Below are 18,302 nucleotides of genomic sequence, written 5' to 3' on the forward strand. Positions count from 1 at the left end.
TTTCGTAAAAAACCCGGTTTCTTTGGTCGGAGTAGGTAAGTCCTGCATTATATTCACGATTAGTGGCGGTGGCGGTGGCGGTGGTTAATATCAACGACACTTACGCATCACAAGCAAAGAAACCGGGTTTTTACTGAATCTGCGGGTTGTAACCAAGTATTCTGGCCAAAAACCCGGTTTCTGACTACCCGCGCGTCCAGGACTATTGTTGATAATTTTCGTATTCTCGTTAGTTTAGCGGGCCGGATTTGAATCAGGGCGATCGCACTTCCTGCAACAGCTATTACAAATATGACTTTTATGAGCTTAATTAATGAATTATATGAATTGACGTGAACAGTAGTTGAATGAATAATTATATTATCAACAAAATACCGAAAAAAAATTATGTATCAAGATACTAACAAAAGAAACAGCCCACCGCCCATTGTTTTTATTATTGCTATCGGCTTAATTGGGTTTGGCGCATACAAGTTCCTTCCCGGTTTATTGAATGCCAAAACTTCAAATACACCTACATCTACATCAACACCGACAACGATCGCATCGGGAGCGATCGCCAATCGTATCAGTTTAGGAAATCAGATATTGCTGACATCCTACACAACACCTGACAAACAAGCAGGAGTTCAAGCTTTTGCTGAGGGAAATTACCAAGCGGCAGCCCAATATTTTCAGAAATCGCTGCAACAAAATCGCAACGACCCGGAAACCATTATTTATTTGAATAATGCCACAGCCAGCAATGGTTCTTCCTTGAAAATTGCTGTCAGCGTCCCCATTGGTAGCAACCCCAATGTTGCCCAAGAAATCCTTCGAGGTGTCGCCCAAGCTCAGGATGAAATCAATACTAGCGGTGGCATCAAGGGCGCCAAACTGCAAGTAGAAATTGTCAACGATGACAACAGTCCCGAAGTGGTCAGAGAAGTTGCAAGGACATTGACAAAAGATCAGAATATACTAGCCGTAATTGGACACAACGCTAGCAACGCATCTCTCGAAGCTGCTCCTATCTATCAGCAAGAAAAACTGGTAATGGTGACACCGACGAGCTTTGCCAACAATCTATCAGGATTTGGCAGCTACATCTTTCGGACAGTACCCAATATTAGCTTAATGGCCGCTCCTTTAGCAGAATATGCAGTCAAAACAGCAGGCCAAACTAATATTGCCGTTTGTTACGACTCCCAAGCACCGGATAACATATCATTTAAAGATGAATTTGTGGCATCTCTTACTGCTGCTGGCGGCAAATTAGTTCCCACTGTTTGCGACTTTTCATTACCCTCTTTTAATCCCGAAAGTGCGATCGCCGATGCTGTCAGCAAAGGTGCACAAGGATTGATGGTAGCGCCCCACATCGATCGCATTGACCGTGCGATTTCTCTGGCTCGCAGCAATCGAGGCAAATTGCCACTCTACGGCAGCACTACGCTCTACACCTTTCAAACTTTAAAAGACGGACAAAAAGACGTTGACGGCCTTGTTTTGCCCGTTCCCTGGCATCCTGAAACTAATCCCGGTAGCCGTTTCCCAGAAAATGCCCGCCAGCGTTGGGGAGGCATTGTGAATTGGCGAACCGCAACGAGTTTTGACGCGACTCAAGCTGTCATCGCTGGCTTGCGGCAAAGCAATACGCGGGAAGGGTTGCAACAAGCACTCAGAAATGCGAGTTTTTCGGCAGCAGGATCGAGCGAGGATGTGAAGTTTTTGCCCACGGGCGATCGGGCTGGTAAGCCGATTTTAGTGCAAGTTAAACAAGGAGGAAGCACTGGCTATAACTTTGTCCCGCTGCGGTAAGTTTGTTAAGTGCGATCGCACGGGCGGGCTCTTCGGCCCAACCCCTACTCCCCACAACAAAATTCAATCTTTGTGGAACAGGCCGAAAAGCCTGTTCTTGATGCCAAACTCACGCCCCACAATAAAATTCCCTCTTTGTGGAACAGGCCGAAAAGCCTGTTTCTTAGCATGATTCAAATCTACTTTTCTGTTGAATCAGGCAAATTTTTAAGATAAAATGAAATGAGTAGATTAAAGGAGAGCGTTGTGTATGATCGCGCAAGTTGAAACCAAAACCTACACCGCTGAGGAATATCTAGAATTGGAAATCAATTCTCAGGATCGGCATGAATTTATCAATGGGGAGATTGTTCTGATGGCTGGCGGCACACCGGATCACAATGAAATTACGAGCATCTTAAATGCTATTTTGAGGGTGAGTCTTAAGGGTAAACCTTACAGTATTTTTGCATCGGATCAGCGGCTTTGGGTTCCGCAGCTTAATAATTATACTTACCCAGATGTGATGGTGGTAGCGCGCCCGATCGAGCTCCAATCTGGACGGACGGATACAATTACCAATCCGCTGCTAATTGCTGAGGTGCTGTCTAAAGGTACCAAAGCTTATGACCGCGATGAAAAGTTTGCTGCTTATCGCAGTATTCCTAGTTTTCAGGAGTATTTATTAATCGACCAATATCGGCTACAGGTCGAGCAATATTCTAAAACTGATGCGAATAAGTGGATTTTTTCGGAATATAGCTGTATGGGCGATCGGCTCAGTTTAACCTCTGTTGCTGTGGAAATTTCGCTGGCCGATTTGTATGAAAATATTGAGTTTGGTGAATAGGCACACGGCTTTTTTTGTCAAATATCCCAAATAGTGGTAATATCCCCGTATATCGATCGGCTCTGATGAAAAACACACATCAGACGTAAGGGGGAAAGTTCGGTGCGAATCCGGCGCTGTCCCGCAACTGTAAGGAGATCATTGCATCTCTGAGTCAGGATGCCCGCCGATTTGTTTACAATCATGTTTTTCATCTGCGAGGTATGGATGATGGTGAGTTCAATATTTTTACAAATAATCCGCTGTTGTGCTCCGTTTCCCGATTGACAATAACGAAATTTTAGGCAGCGGGAAACTAAAAAAATGCGAGTTGAAGATAGTGTTTGGCAGGGTAGTTTTGGCTACTGGCAAAACTTGTTTATTCACCAGAATATTTTGCCGATAGGACATACTGCTTGGAATGGCTTTTTGCATCAAGGACGAGGCTTGGTTGCTTGCAAAATCAATACTCCCATTAACGGTTCTGTGAATTGGAGCGTAGATACTATCAAGTACGATCTGCAATTTATTTCCGACTTGGAGGCAACCGTTTATTTGCAGCAACTAGAAATAGAGGAGAACACTGTTTCAAATCTGCTCCAAATCATTGATAGCTACGAACCCAAGGCAGCAATTATATTTTTGTCGATCGCCAATGGTCAGATTGATATCAATTTGTTGCAAAAGTTGGCAATTTCTCCTGTTGAGTGCTATGAACAGGTATGCAAGCGCTGGGAAGAATTTCAACTCTGCCCTAAATCCTAAAACTTACTAAATTTTCCGAATGCCGCAGCCAAAATTAATCGAAATTTCCAAGGTAACTCGCTACCAAAATGCAGCGCTTAATTACTATTTGGGCCTGACAGATTCGCCCTACCTTCACTACGGCTATTGGGAAACCCTACCTGTGTCCGCAGACGAACTAACGATCGCACGATTGCGCCTAGCTCAGCAAGCTTATACTGTAAAACTGTTGGATGCAATCCCCAAAGGCACTCATACGATACTCGATGTGGGCTGCGGGATTGGCGGAAATGCGGCTTATTTGCTCGATCGAGGTTTTGCAGTCGAAGGGCTCGCACCCGATCCGTTCCAACAACAGCGCTTTCTTAAGTGTACGGGCGATCGGGCAATCTTCCACCTCACGAGGTTTGAAGACTTCAAAGCAACCCATTTCTACGATCTTATTCTCTTTAGCGAAAGTAGCCAGTATATGTCGGCTGTTGATATTGCTAACGGTGCCGCCAAAATCCTCAATCAGGGCGGTTACGTTTTGCTGGCTGATATGCTGCGATCTGATGCTAATTATAAAGAGGGAATGTTCTCTAATTGTCATGTTGTTACGGAACTTCATGCAGCATTAAATCAGGCTGGATTCACTTTAGTAAAAACTGAGGATATTTCCGCCCATATTTTGCCAACAATCGATTTGTATGTCGATACTTTCCGCCGATATGGACTGAATACAATGATCTATGTTGCAGATTTGATTGCGATTACAGTTCCCCCCGTCCACAAATTCCTGCGGTGGATATTTCGTCGCTGGTTCAAGAAGCTGGTAGTTGAAGGATTGGAGGCAAGTCAACTTTTTGAGCAACATCTCTGTTATGAAATGCAACTTTGGCAGTTGTCAAAATCTGATCAAGGCTGACACAAATATAGCAATTCTAAATCATTTGTGAATTTCTTACTCCCTCCCCTTGATAAGGGGAGGGTTGGGGTGGGGTAAAAAGTTTACGACTCCTGCAAGGATTGCTATAGAATGGAAATCGGTAATCGGTAATTGGTAATCATTCATCGGTAATCGGTAATTGGAGGCATAGCCTCCGGGTATTTATTCCCAGGCAGAGCCTGGGAACAAAGCTATACAAAATAAAAAATAACAAATATGTCTGAATGGATTCTCGAATTCGCTGGCACTTCCTACTCCTATCCCTGCGGTTCGCGAGTAGCAATTCAGGGTTTAAATCTCAAAGTCCCCGCTGGGAAACGGTGCGGGCTGCTCGGTCAAAATGGCTGTGGCAAAACTACCTTTTTTCTGTTAGCAAATGGCTTATATCAACCGCAACAGGGAATCATTAGCTGGCAAGGTGAACCCTTTCGCTACGATCGCAAATCTTTGATGCAACTGCGCCAACAAATCGGACTCGTCTTTCAAAATCCCGAACATCAATTAGTAGCTTCGACGGTAGAAGAAGATATTTCCTATGGATTGTACAATTTAGGCCTGAGAGAATCGGAAATTGCTCAACAGGTGCAGCAGGCGATCGAGCAATTCGATCTAAACGAACTCGCCCGCGAACCAATTCACAATCTCAGTTTGGGCCAGAAAAAGCGGGTTTCCATCGCCGATATCATGGTTCTCAAGCCCAAACTGCTGCTGCTAGATGAACCTACCGCCTATCTCGACCCGCGTCACACCCGACAACTGATCGGTTTACTCCAACAAATTCACAGCGCTGGAACCACTATTCTTTTAGCAAGTCACGACCTCGATTTCATCTACCGCTGGGCTGATTGGGTGTTTGTCATGGATCGAGGAAAATTGATTTTAGAAGGAACACCCGAAACCGTTTTTGCTCAGCGGGATGTCTTGGAACAATTGCAGCTTGGCGTACCGCTGGCGATCGAGCTAATGGAGCAAATAAGGGCGATGTTTCCCCCAGACGATCGCTCAAAAATCCCCGCTTTCGAGCAATGGCAACAACAAATTTTACAAGCACGTCGGCTGCTTTAACGGAACTTAGAAATTTGATAATTGGCGTTGCTGATTCACCGTATGAATTACCTTTTATCGAAAGTTACAAAACTCACCCGACTTGGTTTATAGCAATTGCGAAATCTTGAATTCATATCTGTATCCAGCAACGCCCCCCGTGGGGGTAAGTTCAGATTACACATTACCAATTATCAAAAATTGATTTAGGAAAAAGGCGATCGCCCCACTGCCGATAGGCACAGTCAGATTGTCAACTCCCAGCTTGGAAACCGACTCCAAAGTAGCAGCAACCAAAGCTACAACAGCAGACACAGCCCAAGTTTGCCAAACTGTGCCTTGAACCGTCAGCAAAATCAAACTGCTAACAGCAAAACTCACCAAATACATAGTTGCAGAACCTTCCCAACTCTTCTGTATTCCCCAAACTCGATAAATATGTTTGCCGTATTTCTGGCCGATGACAGCAGCCAATCCGTCGCCCCAAGTCATGACTAAAATGCCCAAAGCAGCGTACTCCTGATGTTGTAGCGGCCAAAACCAAGCCACGAGAACGCTGATACTAACAGCATAGAAAAAAGTCCCCCAACTTTTCCGGTTGATACTGTTAAGACTGGGCAAAATCGGAACTTGGTAAGAAATTAGGGCGATCGCACCTGCTAAAACCCCCGCCGAAATCCCCACCCAACCGGGTATTTCCAGCCACCACGCTAGCAAAATCACATTTCCAGTACCGATGTGAACAACCTTCCGCGATACTTCAGGATCGACAGAAGTAAAGCGATTTAACCCTTCCGCTACCAGTAAAATCAAGCCCAGCCAGATACCCACGAGGGAAATTTGCAACCACACAGTCGGAATTTCAGAAAATATAGACACGATATTTAGGAAAAACTTAGATGGGGAACTGTTTTCTACTTTACAGGACTTACGCATAACCTAATTATGTAGGGTGCGGTGTGCATGGAGTCTTATGGCTATAATTCGCGCGTTCAACCACTTTTTATGTAAGTCCTGATACATAAGTATGTCATTGCGACCGAAGGGAAGCAATCGCTTCCATTGATGACAGCTTGGCATTTTGGACGTGGGGCGATCGCAATTTAGGCAAAAAAATGTGCGATCGCCTGTTATAATTTGCAGCATCACAAACTTAAATTGCCAATAAACTTTATTGCTATGCAGTATGTCTTAATTATTCATGAAGTAGAAAATTATGAAGCTTGGAAACACGTATTTGATAATGCTGAAAGCATCCGAAAAGAAGCTGGAGAGCGCTCCTATCAGGTCTTGAAGTATGACAATGAACCCAACAAAATCGTTCATTTCTCCGCGTGGACATCAACAACAGATGCAAGAGCATTCTTTGAGTCGCCTGCACTGGTTAAAATAAGAGAGGAAGCGGGAGTTAAAGCTCCTGAATTTATTTATCTAGACCTATTAGACTCAGGTGTATTATGAAAGACGTAATTGTATAATGTAAGTTGTTCAAACTAGGCGGTTAAGTTTTGAGTATGTACGACGGTAGCTACTACCAGCTAATGGCCGAGTACAATTGCTGGATGAACCAAAATATATATTCTGTCTGCTCGGCTATTCCTGATGAACAGCGCAAACAGGACATGGGTGCTTTTTTCAAATCGATTCATGGCACTTTGAATCACTTACTGTATGGTGACAAAGCATGGATGGGGCGTTTCACTCTTCACCCATTTTCTGATACCGTTATCGGTCAAGAACTTTATGGTGACTTTGAGGTTTTGAGAGCAGAACGGGAGACAACGGATCGGCAAATTATAGAATGGTCTAGACACCTTAATTCTGACTGGTTGAGTCAACGGTTTGAGTACACAAGCAATGTAGATGGTAAATGCCGCGTGCTACCGACTTGGGTGCTGGTGACACATATGTTCAATCATCAAACCCACCATAGAGGGCAAATTACCACACTCCTCAAACAACTTGGCTACGACCCAGGCGTTACAGATATTCCGTGGCTACCCGCTATATCAATCGGATAATTTCTGGTTGTATAGCTACACGCCAGAAGACTCGGCGGTTAAAACCTCGTCTAAACTTGCCTCTGGTTCCAGCAGAGGGGGACTGACGAAAATCAAGAATTCATATCAATTCTGGTTGCACTCAGACCTGATTCTTGAGTGTTGACTGTTGGCTGTTGACTAAAATTATGCTTTGGGGACAACTGACTGTTTGGACACTTGAACAATACTGATGCAACCGGAAACGAGATGAAACGATCGATCGAGCCATAGAAATAGCAGGAGAAACTGGCACTCCTGCTAAACAACTACTATTTTGGCGAATTCGCGCCTTGTTACACCGGCACTCCCAAGGGGATGCCTTTGTTGTCAACCACAGCGACGGCTTGTCGCAAGGCTGCGGTACGATCGCTCAGGAAATGCTCTGGCGCGATCAGATCCAACAATCCCAACTTCTGCAAGCGCTGCTGAATTTTCTCGCTGGCACCGACGATGTAAACCTGCAAACCCTTATCGCAGGCATCGCGAATCGCATTTTCGATCGCCAGCGAAGCCGTCACCCCCAGCATGGGCACAGCACTCAAATCCATCACCAAAGCATCCGCATCCTTCATAGCATTGTGTTCGCGGGAAATCGCCTTCGACAACCCAAAAATCATCGGGCCGCTCAAACAGAACAGCAACACGCGCCCCTTACCCCGATCCAAGAGTTGCTTCTCCTCCTCACTGAGGATCACATCATCATCCGTATCGGAAATCAGCTTCACTCCCGCAGACTGCAAACTACTCAACCGTTCGATAGTCAGGATATTGGCAATAAAGACGCCCACACCCACCGCCACAATCAGATCCACAAACACCGTCAAAAACAGCACCCCGTACATGATCAGGGAACCCTTAACAGACACTTTGTGGGATCGTTTCAGGAAACTCCAGTCAAGAATATCAATCCCCACCTTCAGCGCAATCCCCGCCAAAACCGCCATCGGAATCGGTTCAGTTAACTTCGCCGCCCCCAAAACCACCACCAGCAACACCAAGGCCCGAGTTAAACCCGACAACGCCGAAGTCGCGCCTGTTTGGATATTGACCACAGTTCCCATCGTTGCCCCGGCGCCCGGTAAGCCACCGCAGATCCCCGATACGATATTGCCAATTCCTTGACCAATCAACTCCTTATCGGACTTGTGCTCCGTCCGCGTCAGACTGTCCGCCACCACCGCCGTCAGCAAGGTATCGATACAGCCCAGCATCCCCAGCATCACCGCATCCACAAACATCACCGTGATTTGACCGGCGGAAAAAGTCGGCAATTGCAAGGGGGGCAGTCCCACCGGAATTTCCCCAATCCGGCGAATATCCGCGCCCTGAAACACAGTCATGGAAATTACCGTGCCGACAATCAGCGCTATCAATTGCGGGGGTACGATTTTCTTTACCTTTTTGGGCATCAGGAAAATAATTGCCACCGTCAAGGCACCGAGAATTGCTTCCGGCGGATTTATGTTCGCTAGCAACTGCGGAATTGCTAAAAAAGTGCCCAAAACACCGCCCTTGGGAGGGGCTTGACCCAGAAACGGTGCAATTTGCAGAATGATCAAAATCACGCCAATTCCCGACATAAAGCCGGAAATCACGCTGTAGGGCATCAGGGTGATGTATTTCCCTAGCTTGAAAATACCAAAGATGATTTGAAACAACCCCGCCAGCATCACAACGGTAAACGCCATTGCTAGCCCTTGTTCGGGATTGCTGGCGGTGAGGGATGCGACGATCGCAGTCATCACCACAGTCATCGGCCCCGTGGGTTCAGAAATCAGTGTTGGGGTGCCACCAAACAGCGCCGCAAAGAAGCCAACGCAAATGGCACCGTACAGTCCCCCGATCGGCCCTACTCCCGAAGCGACCCCGAAGGCGAGGGCCAGGGGCAGCGAGACGATGGCAGCCGTGACACCGCCGAAGATGTCGCCCTTGAGATTATTAAAACGAATCTGATTAGTTACTGACATGAGTGGTGCATTAATAAACTCGACAAAATTTAACAATGCTGGCTTTGATCCCTTTACCCAATGTCAGGGCAAAAGTTTTCCCTAATCGCCTGACAGATAGCACAAGCAGGGCTGACCCAAGGAAAGGTCTGTACTCAGGGCTGTTTCAGGGCAACCACGGGGGGATTGCCCCTACGGAAAACGATGATTTTGACTCTTGTAGTGCTACCCCTACTCCCCGTGCCTACCCTCCCCATCCACGATTTGCTGGTGTTTCAGAGATTGGGGCAGCCACTCTTTGCTGCCCCTACAAGAGAATGAAACAGCCCTAGGTCTGTACTCGTGCCCGATCAATGTCAAACTCGTAAATACTTAATTTTTCAGTATTTCTTAATTTCTTAATTTAATGTAAAACGTGTCCCATCGAATTTTTATTTTTTGCCGACTCTCGGAACGATCTCCGGCAAGTTCTCGATCGAGCCAAATCTCAGTAAATCTCAAGCCCCGACAAAGCCCCGTACTCTAATTAAAATTAATATATTATCCGCTTCTGATAATTAATAACTCTTCTTGATGGTTATTTCATCAACTCTCGCACCAACTCAAACGCCCTGGGACGCAACTCGATGGGCAGCAGCGACAATCCCAAACCCGCCCACATTTTCGCCGCAGAAACAGACTTTCCTGCCCGCACCATCAGGCGCCCTTTTGCAGTTTCACCCACCTCAATCAGTCGCAAACCTAGCGCTAATTGAGTTTCTGCAATCCTTTTGAGCCTGACTGTTTCCAACTTCTCGGAATCAAATTCGTAGCCGAGCAAATAGCGCAATTTATCGCTTAAATACGGAATTGCCCGATCGACTCCTTGCTGTCCTGCATGAACTCGATACTCCATCAACAGCTCCGGCAAGTAATAGCATTTTTTGCCGGCAATCGCAAGTCTCACAAACAAATCGTTATCTTCGCAATTTTGCAAATTCGGCCGCAGAAATTCGACTTCTTCCAGGGCGCGGCGCCGAAACAAAGTCGCCCCTATTTGCAAACTTTGTCTGAGAAACACTGCAGAGAGCAAATCTTCAATAATTCCCGGCGATAACTCGGTGCGGCCCCACCGCTGCGAATTGAGTTTAGTCTGGTTTTCGTCTATATAATTGTTAATGTCGATCACCCAGTGATCGGTACTGACAAAATCGATACTGGAGTCTTTATCTAAAATAGCAGATGTCCGCTCTAGAAATTGCGCGCTCAGGCGATCGTCATCGTCAAACTTGATAAAATACTCACCCCTTGCTGCCGCAAAGCCCGATCGCATATTATTACTCTTGCCGATATTCTGCGGGTGGCGAATGTAGCGAATCCCGCGATCGACAAATTCCGACATCAACAGAGGAGTGCTGTCTGTAGAACCGTCATCACAGATAATTAATTCAAAATCTGTATAAGTTTGATCTACCACGCTGGCGATCGCACAAGCCAGCAGATGCACTCGATTGTAAGTAGGAATGCAAACGCTAATTTTCGGCACTAACTTAGACAATTTTAGATTTTAGATTTTAGATTTTAGATTTTAGATTTTAGATTTTAGATTTTAGATTGCTAAAAAGTGACTAAGCTGTTGTGCATCTAATTTGAAAGTCAATTTTTCTACAATTATTATTGTGGAACTGGCCCCTGAACCCTGATATGGATTCAATTTAAATGCGTAGCAGCTTATAATTGGGTATTAACACTTTTCAGCCCCAGAAAATTAACTTTAACTCAAACGAGCCGTACACTCCAGAATTAACTTTTGATTCACCAAAGCAAACGGTTGAATTTCCAAAGCGCGACGAAAAGCTTGAATAGCATTTAGGTATTCTCCCAAGGCAGCGTAGCACAAACCCAGACCGTGCAACGCCCCAAAATGCACCGGGTTCAGTTTGAGGACGATTTCGCAGTCGTCGATCGACTTTTTATAATTTCCTTGAGTATAGTGAAGTACGGCGCGTCGGTTCCAAGCTTCCGCAAAATCCGGCGCTTCCGCAATCAATTTCGTCAGCAAATCCAAAGCGTGGTGAACATCGCCTGCATCCAGCGAAACTTGCGATCGCCTGAGAATTTGCATCCCATACTCACCCTTCTGGTTAAACCACGTGCGCCAGAGTTCTGTAGTTGCCCGATCGCGCACGCTTTCGTCGGACTTTTTCAAGTCTTCCAGCAGCGCCTTAACAGATAATTCGTCCATAGGTGCGAGAATTGTTAAAAAAAAACGTTTTATCAATCAATTTTATCGCGCAAGCGGCAAATTTATTTATCTCACATCTTGCACCATTCTCGCTTAACAGGCTCGACGGCCTGTTCCACAAAGAGTGAATTTTCTTGTGGAACAGGCCGAAAAGTCTGTTCCTAAACAAGTAATTGAGAATGGTGCAACATCTCAGTTTATCCCACATCCCATGAAGATTTTGATGCTTTCCTCGACTTTTCCCTATCCGCCAAGCCGCGGAGGAACTCAGGTAAGGACGTTTAATTTATTACAATACTTGAGCCAGCGGCATGAGGTAATTCTCGGCACTGTACGATCGCGCGATGTCACCGACGCACAAATCGACACATTGCGCCAGCAAGTTGCAGAATTGGCAGTTTTTCCCCACCCGCAAGTACCCCCCCAACCCCCCCTTGCCAAGGGGGGGCTAACTCTGCACCAGGGGCTTGAGGAGAGCTTCTTGGCTTCCCCGCAAGTACCCCCCCAAACCCCCCTTGTCAAGGGGGGGCTAACTCTGCACCAGGGGCTTGAGGAGGGCTTCTTGGCTTCCCCGCAATTACCCCCCCAACCCCCCCTTGTCAAGGAGGGGCTAACTCTGCACCAGGGGCTTGAGGAGGGCTTCTTGCCTCCCCCCCTTAATAAGGGGGGGACTGAGGGGGGGTTCTCTGAAATAATAGGAAAATTCCACAGATTCAGTAGATTTTTGTTGTTCGGGACACCTCCGAACGTCCTCTCAAGCTACTCCCAAGCAATGCAGAATTGGGCAGACGAATTAGTAACTGCAGGCAAATGCGATGTTGTCACCTGCGAACACAGCGTTAACGAGATTTACGTGCGTCCAGAATGGCGACAAAAAGTGCTGACAGTGGCAAACATTCACAGTTCCGTTTGGGGAACTTGCAGGGAAATGTTAGCAACCGGCACCTCGGAAAAACCCCTGCGCGATCGACTGAATTTACCGCTACTCGCCCGCTACGAAAAACGCTACTGTTCCAAATTCTCCCGCATTGTTGCGACAACATCCACCGACAGAGAGCAACTCCTAGAATTGCTGTCGCCTCCGGTTCGAGTGCGAGGAAAACAAGATTTTTTTGTACCTCCCATAGATGTAATTCCTAACGGCGTGGATTTAACTGAATTTCCCTATCGGTCGATCGATCCGGGAGGACACACCTTAATTTTTGCAGGCGCAATGAACAATTTGCCTAATATTGACGCGGCGCGATTTCTGAGTTTGCAAATACTGCCGCCTTTGCAGCAGCGCTATCCCGATGCTACCCTCACCCTAGTAGGGGCTTCGCCAGTCCCGGAAGTGCTCGGTTTGGGGAAACTCCCCGGAATTCAAGTAGTAGGTCGGGTGCAAAGGGTGGCAGAATATTTGCATCAAGCTGCTGTTTGTGTGGTGCCGATGCGGATTGGTTTTGGGATTAAAAATAAAACTTTGGAGGCGATGGCTGCGGGAACTCCCGTGGTTGCTAGCGATCGAGGTTTGGAGGGTTTAGCCGTCGATGGTGGGCTACAACTGATCAGGGCCTTGCGGGCCAACAAAGTTCAGGACTATGTTGAGGCGATCGCCAGTTTGTTTGAAAATCAGCAGCTAAGACAGGAGCTCTCTGTCAACGCTCGATCGCTCGTTGAAAGCCAATACACTTGGGATATCATAGGTCGGCAGTACGATCGGCTATTGCAAATTTAAACTCTAAATTCTAAAATCTAAATTCTAAAATGGCATGATGGAACACAAAATTAACCCCTCAAAAAATCGAGCCAAACCCCCAGAAAATAGCAAAGTTGCTCCTCCTCCGACAAGACGCCGTCGCCAAACCCGACGCCCCAAAAATCTTCAAGAGTCCCAGCGTCCAATACCTACTCCCCGAACTCGCGCCAGATATCCCTGGAAAAGACTGATAGCTAATTTGACAGCCCTCAGCATCTTGGGTGGCTGTGCAGCTTTAATGGGAGGCGGCGCTTGGCTGAGTTATCAGCTAATTGTCGATCCCAATGGCAACAAGTTGATCTCTCAATTTGTGCCGGAATGGTCGCGCCTGCCTACAGGTAGCAGAGATTCGATCCAAACTCTCGATCAAATCAAAGCCAGCATCCGCAAATTGGGATTCGTAACCGGAGAACCCCTGCCGCTTCCCGTCGATCAATCCCGCGATAATTCTATTTCCGATTTGCTATTGCCGGTGATGGTAGAAAGAACCGTTAAGGCTTCTACGGTTTGCAAAAATCCTTGCCGTCAAATTGTCGAACTTCGGGTGTACAAGCGGGTGCAGCTTCCCGATCGCAGTTCCGATAAAGAGCAGTATTTTCAGTTAGCAAGTTCTGTGAATGTAGAAGGCCCTGCGGAATCTTTTGTCATTGCTTCTTTAGCTGACTCTACATCTGACAATCAAGCCTCGAATCAGTCCCTACCCCTAACAGAACTGCGCCGCTTTGACGGAAAGCCCCCCGCCTCCGGCATTTGGTTTAATGTCAGCGGTCAACTAAAGCAGGGCGACAAGAAAATTCCCTACGGACAAGTCGTTCGCTACAACCCCAGCCAAAATCATTTAATCTCGCTTTTGGAGTGGACGAGTGCGGCTGGACAACCGCCGAATTGGCAGCAAATTGTTAAGGGCGAAAACCCGCAGTTAGCGATCGACCAAACAGTTGGTTTAGAGCCGCAATTTACCCTTTATCAAATTGGCCCGCGCAAATTTTTGCCGAACCCCGTTCAGTTAACGGCGATTTCTTTAGAAGAAATTGCTTTCAATGACGAGACTTACAAAAATGGGCTGCGACTGGCAAAAAGCGGGCTATGGTCTCCAGCATTAAATGTCATGCGTTTGGCGAAGGGGAAAGCCGGCAAAAATTGGCCTGCAGTCGCGCAAGCTCAGCTAGAAACGATCGAATTTCACGCTAAAATTACTCGGGCTCAGGCGATCGCATCTTGGGCCAGTCCCGGTCAACAAGTTCTCGCAGAATTGATCGACGGCCGCTGGACTGAAGCTTTGCAAGTATTTGAAGCCGATCCGAGTAACAGTCACGAAATAGCCACAACCCTCAAAAATGACAGCGGGCGGATCTGGAACCGCATCGACGCCGCCTTGAGAGTGAATGCCGCTGACGCCGATGTCAAGGCTTGGGGTGCCCTGATTGTAGCGTCTCAAGACGGCACTCGCGAGGCGATGAATTGGCTCGACCAGCAATCAGATACTGACAGCGAAACAAGAAGTCGAATTCGGAATTTGGTCAACAAACTTGAGGAAGCAGTTTCTCAGGCTGAAAGTTTAGAAGACCACAAAAGTCAAATTATGGGTTCTGCTACTTTAATTAACAGTGTCAATCCCGCTGAGTGGCTGGAACCAGAACCGAAAAACGAGCTAAAATTGGCAGGAGAACAAGTTTGGTATCAGGTGCAGGTAGCGAGTTTTTACGACGGTAGCCGCTGGGTTAATTCGCCATTTTCTGATGTTGAAGTGAGCTCTTTTCCTGCTACTCAAGTCAAGTGGCTGTGGGGGCGGCTGGGATTGCAGGCTGACCCCAAGATTAAGATTGAGGTAGCGATGGCTAACGGTCAACAAAGAGTTGCTGTGGGAACGGTGAAAGCAGTGCAGATTCAAGACGGAAGTCTGCGCTTGCTGGCGGCGGTTGACAAGCGATCGTAATCGGGCAGAAAGCATTCGGCAGATATAGCCATCCTCGCATCATTTGTGAATTTCTTACTCCCTCCCCTTGATAAGGGGAGGGTTGGGGTGGGGTCAAAAATTTACGACTCCTGCAAGGATTGCTATAGAACAGTCCCGGAGGCACTCTTGACACAAAGAAACCGGGGTTTTTTACCATTTCTGCCGATTGCAACAGAAGTATTTTCGTAAAAAAACCCGGCTTCCTTCCACCTGTACGTCCAAAACTAGGAAAAAGGAAAATTCTTTCTTTTGCACCTCCCGTAACTCCGAAAGCAGCGCAATCTCAAAACTCTTTCCCTTACTCCTCTCGAACTCGGACAACAATGCAGACAAAACTTTTGTTAATTTAATTAATTAACACAACCTGTGCACAAAAAACCCAGAGAGGTCAAATCGCGCCCTTTTTAGAGAGTGCTGCAATCATCTGCCGTTTCACTGCTTTAGCCCAAAGCTCAAACTCCAAACTGTTGATATTCTGAATTTTCACTTCCTCAACAGGCTGAGTTGGGGCTTCTTTCTGTGCTGTAGTCTCCATTCTTTTTTCCTCGTCCAATAATTGTTAGTAGTCGATCAAAAACGGTAAGCATCATACATCTATTTTATGAGAAATAATTCCTGCGATTAATTACACTAAAGGCAGAGAATTACACCATAAAATGCAGTAAATACATTGAGATAATGCAATTTACGAATTTAACGAAAAAAATCCTACAACCCTTGCTATATATAGGCTTTTCCTGACATTAAAATCTTACAATTTACATTGTCTGGCACTATCAAACCAATAGTTATGTTAGTAAAGTTATTTTTCAATGAATGTATTGACATATACAGCAGAAAATAATTTTCTTGAATTCACATAGTCCCGTAAAGTCGATCGCCCGCATCTCCCAATCCCGGTACAATATAGCCATGCTCGTCTAAACACTCGTCAACAGCAGCCGTATAAATCTGCACGTCAGGGTGTTGTTCGTGAAAGTGCCCCACTCCCTCCGGTGCCGCCAGCAAGCACAAAAATTTAATAGACTTCGGATTAACTTCTTTCAGCCTATCAACTGCCGCCACTGCTGAATTACCAGTAGCCAGCATCGGATCGACAATTAAAACATCTCGCTGTTCGATATCCTGGGGAACTTTGAAATAATATTCGATCGCCATCCGAGTTGTCGGATCGCGGTACAAACCAATATGTCCTACCCTCGCAGACGGAATCAGCTCTAAAATACTATCTAACAGTCCCTGACCCGCGCGCATAATCGAAATAATAACAATTTTCTTTTCTGCAGCCAGCACCGGTGCATTCATTTTGGCGATCGGCGTTTCTATTAGTTCGTATTTTAGCGGCAAATCTCGCGTCACTTCATAGGCTAGCAGCATTCCAATCTCTTTCAGCAGTTGGCGAAATTTCGCCGTGCTCGTTTGAGTTTGCCGCATAAGAGTTAACTTGTGCTGTATCAAAGGATGGTCGATGACAGTAACTTTAGCACTCATTTTTTGGAATAATTAATTGGCTTTATTCTAACTTATCAGCCATCGAGGCATTCTTGACGCAAAAAAAACCCGGTTTCTGCCGCCCCTGCGTCCGGGACTACTTATATCAAACCCCTATTGAAAACACGAATATCGCGCGCATAAAATTCGCTCCGACAATTGCCTTTCATCCGCCCAGCGCGACACTAAGTATGCGAGGTTTGAAAATACACAAATATGTCATTATCTCGTTTCCTCTCCTTCCCGCACTCTTCCTAAGAACGCAGATCCGGGCCCAAAAGCCTCCCCACTGGTTTCGCTGTCTCGCGCTCCATCCAAGCCCAATAACACAGATCCGGAGTTTCGCACCGAAATCTTCCGGAACTTTTACCAACAGATATGAATCTTAAGAAGTATCAACATAAAACCTATTCTTTCGATTAATTCACTAATCGAAAAAACCTGAATAGGAACTGCACATGAGGTCATAAGCTTGGCTTGACAGGCTTTTCATCTTGCAACATGAAGGCTGCCATATCCAAGTTTAAAACACATTACCTAAATTCAGTTCCATTTTTTTAGGGTGCTCCTAACACACAACTGAACTTATTAAGGAGAACATCCATGAAGTTTGTAAAACTATTGCTAGCTACCGCATTAATGACTGCTTCTATCGGCCCCGCCTTGGCTAATCCTGCAGTTCAAATTTTAGGTGCAAGCTACGGCGGTAGCGGTTGCCCCGATCGCTCCGCCAGCGTCAGCGTCAGCCCCGACGGTCAAGAACTCACCATCCTATTTGATAAATTTGCAGCCCTGGGAAATGTCTCAACAGAAAGCCGGAAAAGTTGCAATCTGAGCATTCCCATCAAAGTACCCCAAGGCTACCAAATTTCTATCTACGATGCTGATTACCGCGGCTACGTTGCTCCCAAAACCACAGGCAACCTGCGGGCAGAATACTTTTTCGCTGGAGCCCGCGGCCCAGTTTTTAATCGGAATCTCAGCGGCGAAACTAACTACAATGTTCGAGATAGCTTAGCCACTGTAGCTAATGTTTGGTCTCGCTGCGGCGACAGTGTAAATATGCGAGTAAATGCTGCAATGACAGCCCGCGGTGCCGGCATGGCCACCGTTGACTCCTTCGATTTGGCTCATCGCGGTTTAGTTTATCACGTCAAATATCGCACTTGCCGCTAAGCAGCTTGTTGGGAGTGTAGTGTGAGGTATAGTTTTCAGGTTTGAATTTTGAATTTTAAGTTTTAAGTTGGAAGAGGGGATAATTTTCTCTCTTCCTTCTTCCTTCTTCCCTCTTGCTTCTTCCCTCTTCCCTTTTCCTTCTTCCTGACATCCGTTACATCTGATATCTTGCACCATTTTCAGCAACAGGCTTTTCGGCCTGTTCCACAAGAAAATTTATATTGTGTGGAACAGGCCGAAAAGCCTGTTCATAAAAAGCTAATTGAGAATGGTAAAACATATGAGTTAGATCCGTTATAGAATCCGTTGCCGAACTTCCCTCTTCCCTCTTCCTTCTTCCTTCTTCCTTCTTCCTTCTTCCTTCTTCCTTCTTCCTTCTTCCTTCTTCCTTCTTCCTTCTTCCT

17 protein-coding genes and 1 riboswitch are annotated in these 18,302 nt (G+C 46.3%); of the genes, 10 read left to right on the forward strand and 7 right to left on the reverse strand.

What is annotated here, in order from left to right; all coding sequences use genetic code 11:
- Positions 1-387: 387 nt before the first annotated feature.
- From QUB08_RS20920 to QUB08_RS20940, 5 genes are all read left to right on the forward strand, one after another.
- A complete protein-coding gene (locus QUB08_RS20920; RefSeq protein WP_333226725.1) occupies positions 388-1,800 on the forward strand; it encodes an ABC transporter substrate-binding protein in 1,413 nt (470 codons plus the stop codon).
- Positions 1,801-2,050: 250 nt separating this feature from the next.
- The gene (locus QUB08_RS20925; RefSeq protein ID WP_333226727.1) at positions 2,051-2,629 is read left to right on the forward strand and encodes a Uma2 family endonuclease; all 579 of its coding nucleotides are present in this window, start codon (positions 2,051-2,053) and stop codon (positions 2,627-2,629) included.
- A 40-nt stretch (positions 2,630-2,669) separates the two neighbouring features.
- Positions 2,670-2,814, forward strand: a riboswitch (cobalamin riboswitch).
- A 118-nt stretch (positions 2,815-2,932) separates the two neighbouring features.
- Positions 2,933-3,373: a hypothetical protein gene (locus QUB08_RS20930; RefSeq protein ID WP_333226729.1), complete on the forward strand. Its 441-nt coding sequence runs from the start codon at positions 2,933-2,935 to the stop codon at positions 3,371-3,373.
- A 19-nt stretch (positions 3,374-3,392) separates the two neighbouring features.
- On the forward strand, positions 3,393-4,259 hold the full coding sequence (locus QUB08_RS20935) for a methyltransferase domain-containing protein (RefSeq protein WP_333226731.1): 867 nt from the start codon (positions 3,393-3,395) through the stop codon (positions 4,257-4,259).
- A gap of 237 nt (positions 4,260-4,496) precedes the next feature.
- Complete coding sequence (locus tag QUB08_RS20940; protein WP_333226733.1) at positions 4,497-5,345, forward strand: ABC transporter ATP-binding protein; 849 nt, start codon at positions 4,497-4,499, stop codon at positions 5,343-5,345.
- Between the two features lie 156 nt (positions 5,346-5,501).
- Here QUB08_RS20940 and QUB08_RS20945 read toward each other — a convergent pair whose 3' ends face one another.
- Positions 5,502-6,203, reverse strand: coding sequence for a diacylglycerol/polyprenol kinase family protein (locus QUB08_RS20945; RefSeq protein WP_333226736.1), 702 nt, complete (start codon positions 6,201-6,203; stop codon positions 5,502-5,504).
- Positions 6,204-6,482: 279 nt separating this feature from the next.
- On the opposite strand from QUB08_RS20945, the gene QUB08_RS20950 reads away from it, so the two are divergent.
- The gene (locus tag QUB08_RS20950; RefSeq protein WP_333226738.1) at positions 6,483-6,785 is read left to right on the forward strand and encodes an antibiotic biosynthesis monooxygenase; all 303 of its coding nucleotides are present in this window, start codon (positions 6,483-6,485) and stop codon (positions 6,783-6,785) included.
- Positions 6,786-6,838: 53 nt separating this feature from the next.
- Positions 6,839-7,345 carry a DinB family protein gene (locus QUB08_RS20955; protein WP_333226740.1) on the forward strand — a complete coding sequence of 169 codons (507 nt, stop codon included), beginning with the start codon at positions 6,839-6,841 and terminating at the stop codon, positions 7,343-7,345.
- A gap of 314 nt (positions 7,346-7,659) precedes the next feature.
- Here the strand turns inward: QUB08_RS20955 and bicA are convergent, their stop codons facing one another.
- The 3 genes from bicA to QUB08_RS20970 all read right to left on the reverse strand — a co-directional run bounded on the left by bicA (position 7,660) and on the right by QUB08_RS20970 (position 11,536).
- Positions 7,660-9,333, reverse strand: a complete 1,674-nt coding sequence (gene bicA / locus QUB08_RS20960; protein ID WP_333226742.1) for a bicarbonate transporter BicA — start codon at positions 9,331-9,333, stop codon at positions 7,660-7,662.
- A 556-nt stretch (positions 9,334-9,889) separates the two neighbouring features.
- The gene (locus tag QUB08_RS20965; RefSeq protein ID WP_333226754.1) at positions 9,890-10,837 is read right to left on the reverse strand and encodes a glycosyltransferase; all 948 of its coding nucleotides are present in this window, start codon (positions 10,835-10,837) and stop codon (positions 9,890-9,892) included.
- Between the two features lie 228 nt (positions 10,838-11,065).
- On the reverse strand, positions 11,066-11,536 hold the full coding sequence (locus tag QUB08_RS20970; RefSeq protein ID WP_333157512.1) for a tetratricopeptide repeat protein: 471 nt from the start codon (positions 11,534-11,536) through the stop codon (positions 11,066-11,068).
- Positions 11,537-11,747: 211 nt separating this feature from the next.
- Here QUB08_RS20970 and QUB08_RS20975 point away from each other — a divergent pair, with 211 nt between their 5' ends.
- Both QUB08_RS20975 and QUB08_RS20980 read left to right on the forward strand, forming a co-directional pair.
- On the forward strand, positions 11,748-13,253 hold the full coding sequence (locus QUB08_RS20975; RefSeq protein ID WP_333226756.1) for a glycosyltransferase family 4 protein: 1,506 nt from the start codon (positions 11,748-11,750) through the stop codon (positions 13,251-13,253).
- A 34-nt stretch (positions 13,254-13,287) separates the two neighbouring features.
- Entirely contained in the window at positions 13,288-15,210 is a 1,923-nt protein-coding gene (locus QUB08_RS20980; protein ID WP_333226744.1) for a hypothetical protein, read from the forward strand.
- Between the two features lie 409 nt (positions 15,211-15,619).
- Here QUB08_RS20980 and QUB08_RS20985 read toward each other — a convergent pair whose 3' ends face one another.
- Both QUB08_RS20985 and upp read right to left on the reverse strand, forming a co-directional pair.
- A complete protein-coding gene (locus tag QUB08_RS20985; protein WP_332946242.1) occupies positions 15,620-15,766 on the reverse strand; it encodes a hypothetical protein in 147 nt (48 codons plus the stop codon).
- Positions 15,767-16,086: 320 nt separating this feature from the next.
- Positions 16,087-16,722: a uracil phosphoribosyltransferase gene (upp, locus tag QUB08_RS20990; RefSeq protein WP_333147071.1), complete on the reverse strand. Its 636-nt coding sequence runs from the start codon at positions 16,720-16,722 to the stop codon at positions 16,087-16,089.
- Positions 16,723-17,325: 603 nt separating this feature from the next.
- On the opposite strand from upp, the gene QUB08_RS20995 reads away from it, so the two are divergent.
- Positions 17,326-17,898 (forward strand): DUF4360 domain-containing protein, encoded by a 573-nt coding sequence (locus QUB08_RS20995; protein ID WP_333226746.1) that lies wholly within the window; start codon positions 17,326-17,328, stop codon positions 17,896-17,898.
- A 154-nt stretch (positions 17,899-18,052) separates the two neighbouring features.
- Here QUB08_RS20995 and QUB08_RS21000 read toward each other — a convergent pair.
- Positions 18,053-18,302, reverse strand: a 250-nt coding sequence (locus QUB08_RS21000) for a hypothetical protein (protein ID WP_333226748.1), incomplete at its 5' end; no start/stop codon positions are given.

Origin of the sequence: Microcoleus sp. BR0-C5 (assembly GCF_036705045.1) — a bacterium.
In the GTDB taxonomy this organism is placed as follows: domain Bacteria; phylum Cyanobacteriota; class Cyanobacteriia; order Cyanobacteriales; family Microcoleaceae; genus Microcoleus.